Origin of the sequence: Acinetobacter sp. RIT698, assembly GCF_009668065.1 — a bacterium.
Lineage (GTDB): Bacteria > Pseudomonadota > Gammaproteobacteria > Pseudomonadales > Moraxellaceae > Acinetobacter > Acinetobacter guillouiae.
Window position 1 is genome coordinate 12,683 of the sequence record NZ_WJYH01000050.1, and the last position, 17,395, is coordinate 30,077.

The 17,395-nt window shown below is 37.9% G+C and carries 14 protein-coding genes; 7 read left to right on the forward strand and 7 right to left on the reverse strand.

Annotated features, from left to right (window positions below):
* Positions 1–2: 2 nt before the first annotated feature.
* On the reverse strand, positions 3–3,605 hold the full coding sequence (gene uca / locus GJV03_RS17740) for an urea carboxylase (protein ID WP_154130722.1): 3,603 nt from the start codon (positions 3,603–3,605) through the stop codon (positions 3–5).
* 14 nt (positions 3,606–3,619) lie between these two features.
* The gene (gene atzF / locus GJV03_RS17745; RefSeq protein ID WP_171500397.1) at positions 3,620–5,452 is read right to left on the reverse strand and encodes an allophanate hydrolase; all 1,833 of its coding nucleotides are present in this window, start codon (positions 5,450–5,452) and stop codon (positions 3,620–3,622) included.
* A 571-nt stretch (positions 5,453–6,023) separates the two neighbouring features.
* Here atzF and GJV03_RS17750 point away from each other — a divergent pair.
* Positions 6,024–6,296 (forward strand): antibiotic biosynthesis monooxygenase, encoded by a 273-nt coding sequence (locus GJV03_RS17750; RefSeq protein WP_004721040.1) that lies wholly within the window; start codon positions 6,024–6,026, stop codon positions 6,294–6,296.
* Positions 6,297–6,342: 46 nt separating this feature from the next.
* On the opposite strand, the gene GJV03_RS17755 is transcribed toward GJV03_RS17750, so the two are convergent.
* The gene (locus GJV03_RS17755; RefSeq protein ID WP_154130725.1) at positions 6,343–6,882 is read right to left on the reverse strand and encodes a type 1 glutamine amidotransferase domain-containing protein; all 540 of its coding nucleotides are present in this window, start codon (positions 6,880–6,882) and stop codon (positions 6,343–6,345) included.
* Between the two features lie 289 nt (positions 6,883–7,171).
* Here GJV03_RS17755 and dctA point away from each other — a divergent pair, with 289 nt between their 5' ends.
* The gene (gene dctA, locus GJV03_RS17760) at positions 7,172–8,455 is read left to right on the forward strand and encodes a C4-dicarboxylate transporter DctA (RefSeq protein ID WP_105712821.1); all 1,284 of its coding nucleotides are present in this window, start codon (positions 7,172–7,174) and stop codon (positions 8,453–8,455) included.
* A 262-nt stretch (positions 8,456–8,717) separates the two neighbouring features.
* On the opposite strand, the gene GJV03_RS17765 is transcribed toward dctA, so the two are convergent.
* Positions 8,718–9,944 carry an MFS transporter gene (locus tag GJV03_RS17765; RefSeq protein ID WP_154130727.1) on the reverse strand — a complete coding sequence of 409 codons (1,227 nt, stop codon included), beginning with the start codon at positions 9,942–9,944 and terminating at the stop codon, positions 8,718–8,720.
* A 134-nt stretch (positions 9,945–10,078) separates the two neighbouring features.
* On the opposite strand from GJV03_RS17765, the gene GJV03_RS17770 reads away from it, so the two are divergent.
* The 3 genes from GJV03_RS17770 to GJV03_RS17780 all read left to right on the forward strand — a co-directional run bounded on the left by GJV03_RS17770 (position 10,079) and on the right by GJV03_RS17780 (position 12,346).
* Positions 10,079–10,672, forward strand: a complete 594-nt coding sequence (locus GJV03_RS17770; protein WP_154130728.1) for a TetR/AcrR family transcriptional regulator — start codon at positions 10,079–10,081, stop codon at positions 10,670–10,672.
* Positions 10,673–10,868: 196 nt separating this feature from the next.
* Complete coding sequence (locus GJV03_RS17775; protein WP_105712824.1) at positions 10,869–11,384, forward strand: GNAT family N-acetyltransferase; 516 nt, start codon at positions 10,869–10,871, stop codon at positions 11,382–11,384.
* A 152-nt stretch (positions 11,385–11,536) separates the two neighbouring features.
* Positions 11,537–12,346, forward strand: coding sequence for a siderophore-interacting protein (locus GJV03_RS17780; RefSeq protein WP_154130729.1), 810 nt, complete (start codon positions 11,537–11,539; stop codon positions 12,344–12,346).
* A 265-nt stretch (positions 12,347–12,611) separates the two neighbouring features.
* Here the strand turns inward: GJV03_RS17780 and GJV03_RS17785 are convergent, their stop codons facing one another.
* From GJV03_RS17785 to GJV03_RS17795, 3 genes are all read right to left on the reverse strand, one after another.
* Positions 12,612–13,391 (reverse strand): TIGR03915 family putative DNA repair protein, encoded by a 780-nt coding sequence (locus GJV03_RS17785; protein ID WP_004721052.1) that lies wholly within the window; start codon positions 13,389–13,391, stop codon positions 12,612–12,614.
* Complete coding sequence (locus GJV03_RS17790; protein WP_105712826.1) at positions 13,392–14,651, reverse strand: putative DNA modification/repair radical SAM protein; 1,260 nt, start codon at positions 14,649–14,651, stop codon at positions 13,392–13,394. It lies immediately after the preceding gene.
* Between the two features lie 468 nt (positions 14,652–15,119).
* Positions 15,120–15,542 carry a PACE efflux transporter gene (locus GJV03_RS17795; RefSeq protein WP_004721056.1) on the reverse strand — a complete coding sequence of 141 codons (423 nt, stop codon included), beginning with the start codon at positions 15,540–15,542 and terminating at the stop codon, positions 15,120–15,122.
* A gap of 93 nt (positions 15,543–15,635) precedes the next feature.
* Between GJV03_RS17795 and GJV03_RS17800 the strand changes: the two genes are divergently transcribed.
* Both GJV03_RS17800 and trmB read left to right on the forward strand, forming a co-directional pair.
* A complete protein-coding gene (locus GJV03_RS17800) occupies positions 15,636–16,559 on the forward strand; it encodes a LysR family transcriptional regulator (protein WP_004721057.1) in 924 nt (307 codons plus the stop codon).
* A gap of 139 nt (positions 16,560–16,698) precedes the next feature.
* The coding region (trmB, locus tag GJV03_RS17805; protein WP_154130731.1) for a tRNA (guanosine(46)-N7)-methyltransferase TrmB at positions 16,699–17,395 on the forward strand (697 nt) is incomplete at its 3' end.

The following is a 17,395-nucleotide window of genomic DNA, read 5'->3' on the forward strand; positions in this document are numbered from 1 at the left end:
TCCTATTCCATATAGACCAATGGCTCACCACTATGTACTGTCTGACCAGCGCGACAAGTCACAGCTTTTACAATACCGTCTTCAGATGCATATACAGGTAATTCCATTTTCATAGCCTCGATGATCGCTACAGTTTCACCTTTCTTCACCACTTGACCATGTTCAACCAATATTTTCCATATATTGCCTGTCATTGATGCATTTAAAGCGACAAAGTGACTAAAATCTTGCTGTTCAATGTAATCCTTTTGGGTTTCTTCTGGATGGATAAAATCTTCTTTCCATCGTTCAACTTCAGTTTTAAAAGCAAACTGTTGTTTTTCTTTAAACACCTCGATGCTGTCAGCTTCATCCTCTAAAAATTTACAGTATTGCGCATAATCAAATTCAGTTTCTTCAATTTGAATTTGAGCTTGACCATTGGCAAAATCTAAACGCCACTGATCTAATTCAGCTTCAGTAACCTCAAAAAATTTGATTTGGTCAAAAAATTGCAGGAACCATTGTTTATCGCCAAATTGTTTATTCTTTTTAAATTTATTCCAGATCGGTAATGTGCGACCAATTAATTGGTATCCACCTGGTGAATCCATTCCATAAATACACATGTACATACCACCAATTCCCACAGTCCCTTCTGCGGTAAATGTACGTGCTGGATTATATTTAGAGCTTAATAAACGATGACGCGGGTCTATCGGTACTGCGCAAGGTGCTGTCAGATAAACATCTCCTAATCCAAGCACAAGATAATTTGCATTAAATAAGATTTGTTTAACTTCATCACGGTGTTTTAAACCATTAATTCGCTGAATAAAATCCACATTATTTGGAAGCCATGGTGCTTTGGCGCAAACACTTTCCTGATATCGTTCAACTGCACTCAGGGTGGCACTATCTTCAAATGCCATGGGTAAATAAACGATACGTGATGGTATTTTTATTTGGCTTAGATCTCCCATTTGTTCTTCTAAATAGAGCAGTTCAGCGATTAGCGTTTTTTGCGGGATGATCAAACCATCATATTTAATTTGCAAGGAACGAACACCAGGTGATAATTCTAAAATACCTGCGATATTGTGAGCACGTATCAGCTCTATCAATTTGTGGACACGTAACCTAAGGGAAAGATCCAGAATATTGTCACCATACTCAAGTAAGATATAACTATCTCCGGCTTGACGATAAACTGTTTTTGGAGAAAGCTGCATAGCCTCTCTCTGTGCCAAAATCGTCGTACCCATTTCCGCTTTAGAAATAGGGGCTACATCTGGAACAGCAGTTGAAAAGTTTTCAATCAAATCTAGCTGCTGTTGTTCTAATTGATTCGCTTGTTCTACGCTTAATGGATAAAAAGAGATTTTATCATCTGCTTTAAGTTGTCCGATTTTCCATAATTCTGCTTTAGCAATGGTTACTGGGCAAACAAACCCACCAAGACTTGGTCCATCTTTAGCTAAAATAACAGGGAAATCACCTGTAAAGTTGATTGCGCCAATGGCATATTCACAATCGTGTACATTGGAAGGATGTAATCCAGCTTCTCCACCATTTTCTCGTGCCCAACTAGGCGTTGGCCCACTTAAACGAATTCCTAAACGGTTTGAGTTAAAATGAACCGTCCATTCTGAAGCAAAGAATTCTTCAATATATTCTTGTTTAAAAAAATCTGGTGCGCCATGTGGGCCATATAGCACTCCGATTTTCCATTCGGTGCTATAGCTTGGAATTAAGTGGTTAGACAATGCTTGTGGTTGTGCAATGGCAATAGGTAACTCATTCATAAGTAAAGTCGGATTCACCATTTTAATCGTATCACCTGCACGAAGTGTACGACCAGCATGACCTCCAAAATTACCTAATGCAAAAGTCGAGCGACTGCCTAAATATACTGGGACATCCAAACCATCCCGTACTGAAAGATATGTTCGACAACCGGATTCAACTTGCCCTAACTCAAGTATCTGTCCAGACTTGACTGTGATCGGTTGCCAAAAATGAATAGTTTGATCGTCAAGATATGCAGAACATGGCGCACCTGTTAATGCAATGGTGGTATCAGCATGAAATTTTAACGTAGGCCCCATCAAGGTAAATTCAAAACCCGCAGCTTTAGCATCATTGCCTACAATTTTATTTGCCAATTGGAAAGCAAAATCATCCATAGGGCCTGATGGTGGGACGCCAATATCCCAATAACCAATACGCCCAGGATAATCTTGAATCGAACTTAATGTTCCCGGCTGAACCACTTCAATCACCCGAGGTGTATATTTAAAATCGTCTAACATCCGTGTCCAGATTTGCATACTTTCAAAGCGAACATCTGAAATAATCTCACGCGCATAATCAAGATTGGTACTAATACCGTTGAGTCGTGCTTCAACTAATGCTTGTTTTAACTTTTGTATCGCAGCCTCACGATTTTCAGCATGAACGATGATCTTAGCAATCATTGGATCAAAATATTGAGAAATTTCAGTGCCTGTAGATCCCCATGTATCAACCCGAATTCCTTCAGGGAAATAAACATCAGTTAAAACACCTGGACTCGGCTGAAAATTCTTAACTGGGTCTTCTGCGTAGACCCGAACTTCTATAGCTGCACCTTGGGGCTGTATATGCGCTAAGTCATCCCAATCCAACCGATCCCCTGATGCGACTTTTAGCATACATTCGATTAAATCCAGCCCTGTTACCATTTCTGTTACAGGGTGTTCAACTTGTAGTCGAGTATTGACCTCTAAGAAATAAAACTCATCTCGTGCTGCATCATAAATAAACTCAACGGTTCCAGCGCTACGATATTGAACCGATTTTCCGAGCTCAATTGCAGCTTGATGTAGTTTTTTTCGTGTTGCGTCAGGTAAATTTGCTGCAGGTGTTTCTTCAACAATTTTTTGGTTACGACGTTGTAGTGAACAATCCCGTTCTCCCAAAGCAACCACTTGACCTTGACCATCACCAAATATCTGTACCTCTACATGACGAGCCTTATCTATAAAGCGTTCTAAAAAGACGCCAGCATCCTTAAAAAATTGCTCACCTAAGCGTTTCACACTTTCATAAGCTTCCATTAAGGCATCTTTTGAGTCACAGCGGGTTAAACCAATACCGCCACCACCTGCGGTACTTTTCAGCATGATCGGATAACCAATTGTTTCCGCAGCTTCGAGTGCTTCATCTAAACTATTTAATAAACCTGTTCCGGGTGTCATTGGCACATTGGCTATGGCCGCCAGTTCACGTGCACGATGTTTTAGTCCGAATTCTAAAATTTGCTCGGCTGTAGGCCCCATAAATGCAATATCGTTTTCCTCACATGCTTGAGAGAACTCAGCACTTTCAGAAAGAAAACCATAACCCGGGAAAATCGCTTGTGCGCCTGTGTCTTTTGCAATTCGGATTAACTTTTCAATACTCAAATACGTATCTGCTGGCTTAATCCCCTGTAAAGCAACTGCGAGGTCTGCATCTAATACATGCTGAGCATAACGATCTGTGTCTGAATAGACAGCTATACTTTTGATGCCTAATTTCTTTAAGGTTCGAATGGCTCTTACAGCAATTTCACCACGGTTTGCAATTAATACAGTATGAAACATGATGCTTTCCCCCCTTAATTCGATACAGCTGGTACTGGATTATTTCGCTGTTGGATATATGCCCGCCATCCTCCCAAATGACTGATATTCTCTGCATCTTCCAAACCATAAGGTTCACAGATAAAGCCTTTTACCCAGCGCCCATCTTCAAGTTCCACATTTCCCATACCCAGTGGTGTCGGGATTTCTGCAACAAACTCCCCAAAACGAGCAGTTGGAATATCCCAAAGTTCTACAATAATGGCTTTCCCCTCAGCTTCATTACGTGCAAGGCCCGGTTTAGGCGGCACTGTCCCATTCAATGCATATAGAGAATATTTACTGGCAGTTTTGGTCGTTTCAATATGTACAGCATCTCTGCTGGTCAATTGAAAATTCAGTGGCATACCTGTTAAATGAGCCCCAACAACAGCCACACGGATATGATGATCAGATCGGGTTAAATCCAGTTGAGTAGATTTCAATTTTGCTTGTGTTGCCCCTAACTTTAAATCGAGATATCGCTGCCAGAGTTTTCCAAAATGAGTTAATGCAGCATCATGCCAAGCAGGTGCAATTAAAGTAATTCCAAAAGGTAGGCCGTCTTCTCGAAACCCTGCGGGTAAAGCCAGTGCACTTAAATCAGCCAAATTGGTGAAATTAGTATATGTACCAAAATGAGAGTTAAACTTAATGGGTTCAATTTTCATTTCTTCGATTGTGTAAATTGTGGGTGATGTTGGTACGATCAAAGCATCAAATTGAGCCAATTTTTCCTGAATTTCACGTGCCAAATCTTGTTTTAGATACTCTGCGTTGTAAGCATCAATCGCTGTGTATTGATAACCCTGTTTAACTATTTCTAAAACTGTTTGATCAAATGTTTCAGGATTTTGTTCGATAAAATCTTCTAAAGCAGCAGTTCGTTCAGCCACCCAAGGTCCTTGATAAAGTTGTACTGCGAGTTTTTCAAAAGCCGTAAAATCAATCTCTGTAATAGAAGCCTGAAAAGACTCAAGTAATTTTAGTGCTTGGTTAAACGCTTGTTCCGATTGTTGATCATCAAAAAAATTTAAAGTGTCGGGTATTGCAAAATTGAGTTTTGAGGTAAAGCGTGCTGGCGCTGTTTTTGGATTCTTCCGCGAGTAACTATCTCGCACATCATGTTTTTCTAATAGATTGGCAACATATTCAGCATCTACAACTGTTAAAGCAAAAATCGAAATACAATCAACAGTCTTACAGGCAGGCAATAGACCATGATTTGAAAAACGCCCTTTGGTTGGTTTTAATCCAACAATATTGTTAAAACCAGCTGGAACACGGCCAGACCCTGCAGTATCAGTTCCCAATGAAAAAGGCACCAGACCACGAGCCACTACGCTCGCTGAACCAGAACTTGATCCACCACTTACATAATTTGGATTAAAGCTATTTTTAACTGCGCCATAAGGAGATCGAGTGCCAACTAATCCAGTTGCAAATTGGTCCAAATTTGTTTTACCAACGACAACCGCGCCAGCATTTTTCAATAACTGGACAAGTGCAGCATCTTGTTCAGCAGGATGAGAAATGATCTTACATGCCGCAGTAGACACAAATCCTTTTACATCAATATTGTCTTTAACTGCGAATGGAATTCCATATAACGGAAATTGCAGATAAATATTCTCTAAGTCATGAGTATCGATTTGAAGATCTTCAATCTGTTGTTTGATTTGTTCGACAGTCGCAATTGAAATCCATGCATTATCTTGCGGATCAAACTCACTCACTAAGTCACACAATTTTTCGATATTAATTTCACCAGTTTGATAAGCCCGTTGCCAATCACTAATCGTCCAGCCACTCATTTTTTCTAAGTACATTGTTTGAATCCCATCTTGTATACAAGTTTGAATTACATTTGCAGGATCCATGCCAAAAACTAACAACCTGTTTTTTATATCCTTTTTATATATGTGAGACTGATATGCAATAATTTAGATCAATTTTTTTTAGTCAAAATGCAAGCTTGCTATTTATGAGTGCAATATAGGATGGTTTATAAAATTGGTGCTCTACTTAGGCAACTTCATCCACTTGGTCATCTGAATAGATTGAAGTCTGTAGCGGTCAACTGCTTTTTAGAGTGAGTCAGCATCGCCTTTATGCTCTTTCAAAAGCTCAAGTTTTTTTATGATTTAACTTTATTTTATCGTGGCGATCTTTTACGTTTTTTATGAGTTTTCCTACAAGTTTTTATTTTCTTATGTAGAGAAATATGACGATTTACGCTCTATATATTAACCTTATATTTTAAGTATCACTTCTCTATAAGTAATATGTGAGCAATCCAATAAAAAATGCGTATTAAATTTTTACGCAATAAATAATAATATATAAGACTCGTCCTACGCCTACATAAAACAACAGCTATATTTTATCAATGAGAATGCTATGGTTAAGCTAAGTGGTCAGTTAATCTGTGTGTCTGAACAAGAATTAAATATCGTAATCAAGTGTCTTCCAGAACATATCAAGTTAACCAGACAAGAACAAGGTTGTGTTTCTTTTGAGGTCAAACAAAGCCAAAATCCCTTAATTTGGGATGTGCATGAAGTTTTTGAGAATCGACAAAGTTTTGAAAATCATCAACGTAGAATATCTGGTTCTGTATGGGGAATTAAAACCCAACATATTCAAAGATTATATGAAATAACCCTCGATTAAAGGGCTATCTCAAAAATTTAAACTTTGTCTAACCTGCCCTATTCGCTTATTCCAACTCTTTTAATATCGCCTCATTAAAGGCAGGAATATCATCTGGACTACGTGATGTAATGAGTACCCATCCACCCGTATTACAACGATGAACTTCTTCATCTATCCAGTTTGCACCTGCATTCTCTAAATCTATACGAATACTTTTATATGAAGTCAAATTTTTATCTTTAATTCTTTCTGCATTGATTAAAGCCCATGGTCCATGACATATGGCAGCAATCGGTTTCTTATGGTCTGTAAAGGATTGAATGATTTTCTTGGCATTCTCATCAATTCTCAATTGATCAGCATTGACCGTTCCCCCTGGAATAACCAGTAGATCATAATCACTTGGATCTACTTTTTCCAAAATCGCATGCGGACTATATGACACCGATTTTTCATCATCATGAACAACGGTTCGTACATCGTTTAATTCAATCGCAGCGTGTATGCTTTCTATGCCCTTGCTCGTCAAAAAGTCCAAAGGTTTTTTAAGCTCATCATGCTCAACGCCAGAATTGGAAGTGATGAATAGTACTTTTTTAGTCATTTTCTTACTCCAACAATACGGTATATTTCAAGCTAACAAAAAATACGATTGTAGATGTACAAGTTTTAGCTTCTTATTGTTAAATGTTTTAGGATATTGTTTTAAGGCTTGTTATATATCCTTTTATTTTTTTGATCTATAAATAATTAAACACCACTATTAAGCAGCCTATGTATTAAACATCAAATACCGCCATAACAAAAACTACAGAAAAGACCAAAAATTATTCATTCAAAAAATGGCATAACTATTGCTTTTTCAAGTGACCTTTTAGTTATGAATCTCCTCAATGAAGCTTATTAAACGCTCTTTATTTTTACAAGTAATGATTGCATTGGTGATTGGTTGTTTATTCGGTTACTTTTTGCCTCATATTGCGATCAATTTTCAAGTGTTTGGTAATGGCTTTGTCAAACTTGTCAAAATGCTGATTGCACCGCTTATATTCTGTGTCATTGTGTTAGGAATCTATGGTGCAGGAGACTTAAAAAAAGCTGGGAAAGTGGGAATAAAAACGCTGATTTATTTTGAAATAATGACCACTATCGCTTTAATTTTAGGATTAGCCGCAGCTTATATATTTAAACCTGGACATGGTATGCACGTGGATATTTCAACATTAGATGCATCCCAAATGACCAAGTACAATGAAAATATCCATGCAGTTACAGGCGTATCTGATTTCTTTTTAAATATGATTCCTCAAACTGCTGTGGGCGCATTTACAGGGAATGATATTCTGCAAGTGGTTGTCTTTTCAATTTTATTTGGCGTTGCATTATCTATGCTGTCTAAAGATGTCAGTGAACCTGTAGCCTCTTTTATCGACAAAATATCTCAAGTTATTTTTAAAATCATGTCCATTATCATCAAACTAGCCCCTATCGGCGTTTTTGGTGCAATTTCTTTTACCGTGGCAAAATTTGGAATAGAAACCTTACTTAATTTGGGCTATTTGGTCTTAATTTATTATGCAACTGTGATTTTCTTTGTGATCTTCATACTTGGTCTGGTATTAAAACTCTTAGGTTTCAATATTTTTAAGCTCATTCGCTATTTTAGAGAGGAAATCACCATTGTATGTGGAACATCATCTTCTGATTCGGTATTACCGCAAGTGATGTATAAACTAAAAAAATTAGGGATAAAAGACTCCACTGTAAGCCTAGTCATTCCATCGGGTTACTCTTTTAACTTAGATGGCTTTTCAATTTATCTCACCCTTGCTGTTGTATTTATCGCGCAAGCGACAGGTGTTCACCTAACAATTTCAGACCTCATCATGATTCTTTTAATCACCTTATTTACCTCAAAAGGAGCACATGGCATTCCTGCATCAGCGATCGTTGTACTCGCTGCGACTTTATCCAGTTTTCCTGTTATCCCGGCGATTGGCTTGGTATTGATCCTTTCAGTGGATTGGCTGATTGGTATTTTAAGAGCAGTAAGCAACTTGATTGGTAATTGTGTCGCAACTTTAGTGATTGGTGTATGGGAAAATGATGTTGATAAGAAACGTGTACATCAAATGTTAGATGATCCGAACTGGGCAAAAAATGAATTGAGCAGTTAAAACGCAATTAACACATAGTGGGGAAAAATTAGAGTTTTATTCTGTAGCAAAACCAATGCACTACATAACCAACGCACTATTAGCAACACAATACGCTTTAGATAAAATCCTTTAACGCTATCTTAAGCACACATATTTCATAAAAACCATTTCCGCATTGAGTCGCTGAAATGGTTTTTTATGAATCACAGTTATTCACTTAAACTAAAGCCCTCAATCGAAGACCATTCCAGGAAGCACACACAAAAAATCGTGCTGATCATCATGACGGATCATTTGATATGGCTATGCTGTGATTATCTATGCTGTCATTAGCCATACGGTAATGTCCCCATAATACAATCACCAACACCATCCCCCCTGCGCATAATGCAACGAGAAAACCCGATCTTAGCCCATAGCCATCAACCATTTGTCCAGAGATTGCTGCTCCTAGTGCCACACCAACATTTAACCCAGCCAGTAACCATGTCATACCTTCCGTCAGGCGATGTTTTGGCACAATGCGCTCAACCAGTGCCATTGCGACGATCATCGTCGGTGCAAAAAATACTCCTGCCAGTAAAACACTACTTGCCAGCATCGTAATACTATTCACCCATAATAAGGGTAATGTACTCGCTGCAGTTGCCACACCTCCAAGTAATAAAAGATGCTGTAAAGACATTTTCAATTTAACTGCACCAAATAATAAGCCAGCTAAACATGAACTTAACGCATATGCAGAAAGCACCAAACTAGCAGCTGCAGGCTGACCAAGATGTTCAGCAAAGGCGACACTAACGATATCAATCGTGCCTACAATGATCCCCATTCCAACCATTAACAATGTCAGCAAGCGTATCTGAACAAGCATAATGATTGAGCCGGAACGCTTATGAATTAAATATTGTGTGTCGATTTGGGGTTCTGTACCTCGTTGTAACACCAGTAAAAATACACCGATAATCAACAACAATGTTGCAACCAGTAAACTTGCTTGTGGTAACACTGCTATCGATAAGCCAACAGACAATGGCGGGCCAATAATAAAGGTGACTTCATCTAGTACTGTTTCTAGTGAGTAAGCGGTTTGTAATTGAGCTTGTCCAGCATATATTGCCGTCCAACGCGCCCTTACCATGGCAGATATACTGGGCATAAAACCCGCCAATAATGCACCCACAAACAACGTCCAATCAGCTGCCCGCCACCATGAAGCAAATACCAATACTAGTAAACCAATACTGCTGATCGTTATTACGATAGGCAGTATGCGGCTTTGTCCATATTGATCAACTAACTTTGATACTTGGGGCGACACTAATGCGTATGTCAATACGAATACCGCAGATACTCCTCCTGCCAGCGCATAACTCCCCCTCATTTGAGACAACATAACAATGATACCAATGCCGGTCATCGGTAAGGCAATCCGAGCCAATAGCCCAGCCAAAGCAAAACCTTGGGTCCCCGCGACAAAAAATAGTTCTCTATATGGACCAATCATCAGACTCTCCTGAATACAATCTCTTGCAAACATATAAGGATTCAGCAAAAATACATACACTGCGTATGAATAAAGCATACATTCATACGCAGTGTATGTAAATAATCATACGAAACGTATGTAAGGAGAAGTTGATGGTTCGTCGTACTCGTATTGAAATGGAAGAAACCCGTGCTGCACTGATTACAATGGCTCGAAAAGTCTTTAGTGAACGTGGTTATGCCGATACCTCAATGGATGATCTCACTGCACAGGCAGGTTTCACTCGTGGTGCGTTGTATCACCATTTTGGTGATAAAAAAGGATTACTGGCTGCAGTCGTTGCACAAATCGATCATGAAATGGATCAACGTTTAGATATGATCTCCGAACAAGCTAAAGATATTTGGTCGGGATTTAATCAGCGTTGTCATACTTATCTGGACATGGCAATAGAATCAGAATATCAACGCATCGTACTGCGTGATGCACGGGCGGTATTGGGTGGCGCATCTATAGATTCGCAACAACACTGTATTGATTCGATGCAAAGACAGATAGCACAACTTATCCAGCAAGGAATCATTGAGCAAGCTGATCCGCAAGCACTCGCCTGCTTAATTTATGGCAGTTTAGCTGAAACCGCATTTTGGATAGCTGATGATGACGACCATAATCAAAGACTCAAGTCTGGAAGAACAGCACTAAACCTTTTACTCCGCGGGTTATTGATTAAAGCGGATCAATAAAAATTCTGATTACTATGAGTACAGGGATTAAATTGAAACTCGATATTCAGAATAAAGTCAGAAAACTAGGATCGATATCCCTATTGATGACTTCAATTTAGGATAGTTTTTAGCTTAAACCGATCCTGATTTTAACTATGTATCTTTTGTCTGCTATACGATAAATTAACTGTAATTCTGAATTTTCGAGGTTTTTTTGAACTGGAATAATATAGAGATCCATTTTTCTCAAGTTGTTTTAAAACCATTTACATCTTTAGATGCTGATGAGGTATTTCAGCATATTACTCCCACCTTGACTCGATATATGGCTTGGGATCCTCCGCAAAGCCGTCAAGAGTTTGATGAGATCTGGCATAAATGGCTAGAGAATATTAAAGATGGGAATGAGTTAATTTTCGTCGTCACAAACATTGCCAATCATGAGTTTCTTGGCCTTGCAGGATTGCATCAAATACAAACGGAAACACCTGAATTAGGCATTTGGATTCGAGAAGATCGACATAAGTCAGGATTTGGTAAAGATGCGGTAACAAGCATGGTTCATTGGGCTTCAGTCAATTTGAGTTTTAAAAATTTTATTTATCCTGTAGCTGTCGAAAATTATGCCAGTCGCCATATCGCAAAATCTTTAGGTGGGGTTATTTCTGAGTATAAAAAGAAACCTAAATATGATTCTGTAACCTATGCTATTTCTCCTCATAATGCATAATACCAATGGATAGATTGAATTGTTTATGATTTATTGATGCAGGATATTGAGCATCTTTGCAGTTTTATCATCAACTCTCGCGGTATTAGTGGCATTTTCATGTAAAAGCCGATACGATAATGAGAATTATTGTTATTTATATGGAATAAATCATGGCGCTGAATGCACATCGCACTTTTATTCAAGTGAAAGAGAAAATATATCTAGGTCCAAACTATATCCGTATTATTTTTGACTGTGCAGATGTAGAGAAATTCAAACACACCAGTATTGGTGATAACAATAAAATTTTTATTCCAAGGCATGATCAAACCACAATAGAAATTCCTGATTTTGATTTTAATCAACGTAAATGGATTGTCAGTAATCCTGAGATGATGCCAGAAATTCGGACTTATACCCATCGTGATATTGATTTAGTCAATAAAACTCTAACCATCGAGTTTGCAATGCATGGTACAGATACGGTGGCTTGTCACTGGGCAGATCGTGCTCAACCTGGAGATCAAATTGGCGTAACCATGTCTACTGCTGCTAAAAATTCAATCCCTACAGGACTAAATCATTATCTCATTATCACCGATGGGACGGGACTTGCAGTCACTCAAGCGATCTTAGAAAAATTAACAGCTGATGCCAAAGTATATGTCATTGCAGAAGTGGCAACTGTAAAAGATCAAATCGAACTGCAGACGCAAGGTGATTTAGAGCAAATATGGCTGTTCAATCCGAACCCGCTTCAACAAAGCTTATTGGCTGACGAGTTGTTACGCCATCCTGAATTCATTAATCTACCAGCAAGCCGTTTTGCACATATTACCGCTGAACTACAAGCTGTACGCGCATGTCGTAATATCTTAAGAAAGCAAAGTGATTGGGGCAAAGAAGATTGTTATGCCTGTTCTTACTGGCAGATTGGGAAAGCAGATAATGAACGACAGTCTAAAGTGCTAGATGATTAAGTCAAAGTGAATAAATGATCAATCCCGAAATATCTGATTTATATTATTTCAGATAGATGCATTAAAACCTTATAAACTAGCATTTATAAGGTTTTTGATTCCCAAAAAAACTCAATTGAAAAAACACGAGTCTTAGAAATATAGAATAATTAGAGAATCAAGTTTAATACCTAAGAATTGACAAATTTCCAAACTCATTCATGAATGTAATAGAGAAAATCAGCTACACATCAAAACCAAACCCATATTATTGATTTAAAAATATTTAAATCGTTTTCTCATTCATATAGCGCCAATATCGCTTTGGTACATATTGAATATGCAGTTTAATGTTTTTTCGCGCTGAAATATTTACACTGTTAAAATAATCTTTCCAAAGCTGATCATATAGAACCTCTTGATGATCTAATTCAACACTAAAATCCTGACTAGAGCCTTGATGAATATTTTGATCAATTTCTAAGACATTCATATTGACTTGATGAACCTGTCTTAAATCATAATAGATACCAAAATTTCGTTTTTCATCATAAATAAGCCAGCGCTGGTCTTGATAGCGTGCTTTAAAATGCTTTTCGATCAAAGGCAAAACATTGAAATCTGGCTTAACCAAGCTTAAAAATAATTCATCTTTACATTTTTTAAAGCGAACAAAAGCTTCCATACGATGTTTTTCTCTTCCCACTTGTTTGGCCCATTTTGACAGTGCCAAAACATCTGGATGACCATAATCTCGATCAATCGCTTTTTGAGCGAAGAATGCATAAACACTAAAATTAAACAGATGTTGAAAAGCATCTTCCTGTTCAGATAAAAAAGTATAGTAAAAATTACGTAAACCACTTGCTGAAACTTTTAACTTTAGGCCTTGCCAAACTCTATTGGCTTGAGCGTCATTGGATTCAACAAAAATCGTTTCATCAAATAAAGCGGCTTGGGTGTTGTTTTCACTTGAGACAATGACATCGAACTCTTTAAATTGAAATGCACGAAATACACAGCACAAAATCCCTGTCATGGTCCCATCAAAAATATATTTCGCCATTTAGAATAACAAGTCCAACTGGGGTGAAAGTTGTTGAGTATATTTTGAATGCCCTGTCTGTAATATTTTCTGGCGAATTTGACTGGGTAATTGATCTTTTAAAAATGGTGGAGTATCTGCACAACGAATAAAATGCATTGCCCTATTATAAGCAATCCCCAATTTTTTGATTTGATCAATATGAATTTTACCAAAGCGACGTGCTTGAACAATCTTTTTAGCTGAACGTACCCCAATTCCAGGGACTCTTAAGATCATTCGATATTCAGCTTGATTGATATCGATAGGAAATTGTTCAGGATGACGTAGCGCCCAGCTCAGTTTGGGGTCGATATCTAAGTCTAAATTTGGATGCTTTGCATTGACAATTTCAGTCGCTTCAAAACCATAAAATCGCATTAACCAATCAGATTGATACAATCTATTTTCACGCAATAATGGCGGTGCTGAACCCACTGAAGGCAATGCTTTTTCTTCATCATTAATCGGAATATAGCCCGAAAAATATACCCGTTTGAGTTTAAATTCTTTGTAGTGACGATCAGCCATTAAGATAATATCCTGATCCGTTTCATTATGTGCGCCCACCACCATTTGAGTTGTTTGTCCTGCTGGAACAAACTTCGGCACAGTTTTTATAATTTTTCTTTCATCTTTAAATTGAATCAAACGATCTCGAATAATACCCAAATCTTTTTGCACTTCATCATGGGTTTTTTCAGGAGCAAACTTTTTAAGGCCTTCCGCGGTAGGCATTTCTAAATTGATACTCATCCGATCTACATAAAGCCCTGCCTCATGGATAATCTCCTGTGAAGCACCTGGAATCGTTTTAAGATGAATATAGCCATTAAAGTTTTCTTCTAATCGTAGCTTTTTAACGACTTGTAGCATGCGCTCCATGGTATAGTCTGCTGACTTAAAAATTCCTGAACTGAGAAACAGCCCTTCGATATAATTTCTTCTATAAAAATTAATGGTTAAATCAACAACTTCTTGTACCGTAAAAGCAGCTCGTTTGACATCATTAGAACGGCGAGAAACACAATATGAGCAATCAAAAATACACACATTGGAAAATAAGATTTTAAGCAGCGACACACATCGACCATCTTCGGTATAACTATGGCAAATTCCAGCCCCCGTATTGCCTAGCCCACTGTCTTTGTTTTTACGGTTACTGCCACTGGATGAACATGACACATCATACTTCGCAGCATCTGCTAAAATTTGCAGCTTTTCTCTAATACGCTCTGTCATCACTCACACCTAATTTTCCGAATGAACTTTAGTGATTATATAAATTATGAGCGGTCAACAACGGCGATTTCTTTATTGTTGCGACATGAGCTGTCGTATAAATTTAAAGCATTAGGGTCTGTTGACAATTCGTCTATGTTTGCGACTACGTGTGTTTTTTAGGCGATACTAGGCGCGAAATACGAAATTTAGTCATTCTAAATGAGTAGTTCGTAACGACGTAGCGGCAAAAAACACGCTAGTCCCGAAGGGTTGTGGCTAAAATTATCTCAGCCTACGTTATGAAACTCGAAAATAGTCTCGCTATTCTCTTCGTTTCATGCCTTGCCTGCTCAATTTTAACCTACAACGCAAGCCATTTATGAAATGTCAACAGACCCTAAATAGAAATTATTGTGCTAGAAAAAACCTGAATTATTGCCCATTCAATTGAATGGGCAAATAACTTAAGCAGAAACAACTACATTTTTAAGCTTGAGCGGAAAGTGGGACACCAAATAATCGATCAAAAGACCAATTAAAAATAAAGGTATAAATTGGAATGATAACAATTAAAGCCGCATCTAATAAAAATGCCTCTAGAAAACTAATATTCATCCACCATGCAATCAATGGAATAAGAAAAACCACCAAGGTTAATTGAAACCCAATCGCATGAGCTATACGGCGTTTTACTGTACGTTGACGTAAAGTTTGGCGTCTTTCCCATGCTTCAAAAATTAAGTTATAAATAAAGTTCCAGCTCACAGCAATCGTGGTAATCAGGAAAGCCAAAGGCCCCGTATGGGTTAATTGTGTACCCGAAAGTAGTGCCAGCCCTAAAGAAGAAATACCTAATCCAATGATTTCATAGGTACTTACATAAATTACTCTACGTTTAAGACCTTGCATAAACTTACCCAAACAGATTTTCAAAAAAGCTATTTTAATTTCAGTTATAATAATAGATAAAGACAATAGCTTTCAGTTTGACTGATACCAATTATGAATTTCACCAGCGAAAATATAGAATTATTTGTAAAAGTACTGGATACAGGCTCTTTTTCTGCTGCGGCTCGTGCCTTAAATCGAGTACCATCAGCCGTCAGTATGGGTATCGCAAATATCGAAGCAGAATTAGGCTTACAGCTGTTTGAAAGAACACCCCGCAAAGTGATTCCAACAGCTTCAGCACTTGCCTTAGCCCCACAAGCAAGAATCATCTCAGAACAATTAAAACAATTGAGTAAGCATGCTTATGAACTGTCCTTAGGTTTGGAGAGTACTTTAAAAATAGGTGTTGTATCGGATGTAAACAATCAGAAACTTTTACAATCTATTGATAAACTTGCATCAAAATACCCGTTGCTCAATATCGAAATCATTACTGCGCCACAAGATGATATTTTGCATTTACTGTATTCAGAACAAATCACAATTTGTTTAGCGGGTTCAGGGCAACATATCAAAATGCAAGAACATTTGCAGTTGGTCAGCATGGAGGTTGTTGTTGCAACTATATCTGCAAATCATGCCTTGATGAATCAAGCAGTTCATCCTATTTATATCGAGGATTTGGTTAATGTTCGGCAAATTGTTGTTGCGAGTAGTGCGCTTGATATTGCAGATTTGAGATCGGTAATTGCTGCATCTTACTGGCGAACCAATGATCTACAAACGGCGATTGATATGGTTGAGATCGGCTTAGGATGGGGAAATTTTCCATATTCATTGGTTAAGTCACATATTGATGATGGGCGTTTAATCCAAATTGATTTTAAAAATACCTACAATCAACTTTCTGTTCCGATTTATCTGATTTGGTTAAAAGATAAAGCACTACCTAAAGCATCGCGCGAATTAATCGAGTTAATTAGACAAAGTCTAAATGAACATAACGACTCTTTGAGTAACAGCAATACTCTCTGACTCAGCGCTCGATAGTGATTTTATTTTATCCAGTTTTCATTGTAAATTTATTAGAATTGAATGAAATTCTATAAAAAATTTGACTTGCGAAGCTCAGCACTTACAATACGCCTTTTAGATTTCTAGTATTACCTAAATCATGTCAAACGATCAAATTGAAGCACAAATTGTAGAATTAGACAATTTGCAAGAACACCGTGAAATTGTGACATTTATGCGTAGATCGTCACCACTCAATACTTCACAACGTACTGCGCTTGAACAACATCGTGATTTAATTTTGGAATACCCTGTCGGCGATTTACGTCAACACTTTGAACATCCTGAACGCCCACTTACGGTAGAAATTGGTTTTGGTATGGGTCGCTCTTTGGTCCTGATGGCAAAAGCCAATCCTGAACGTAATTTTGTTGGAATCGAAGTGCATGTACCTGGTATTGCGCAATGTGTTTATGAAGCAGGTATGGCGGAAGTTAAAAACCTCCGTGTTTTAGATGCAGATGCAATTCAAGTTTTACGAGAAATGCCTGACAATAGTATCAATACGGTTCAACTTTATTTCCCTGATCCTTGGCAGAAAAAACGTCATTTTAAACGTCGTTTTGTTTCTCATGATCGTATGCCATTGGTTGAAGAAAAACTTGAAATCGGTGGTACATTCCATGCTGCAACAGACTGGGAACCCTATGCTGAATGGATGCTCGATGTTTTAGACAATCGCCCTCGTTTAGAAAACTTAGCAGGCAAAGGCAATAGCTATCCTCGTCCTGAATGGCGTCCACAAACCAAGTTTGAACGTCGTGGTATTGAGGCAGGCCATAAGATTAATGACTTTA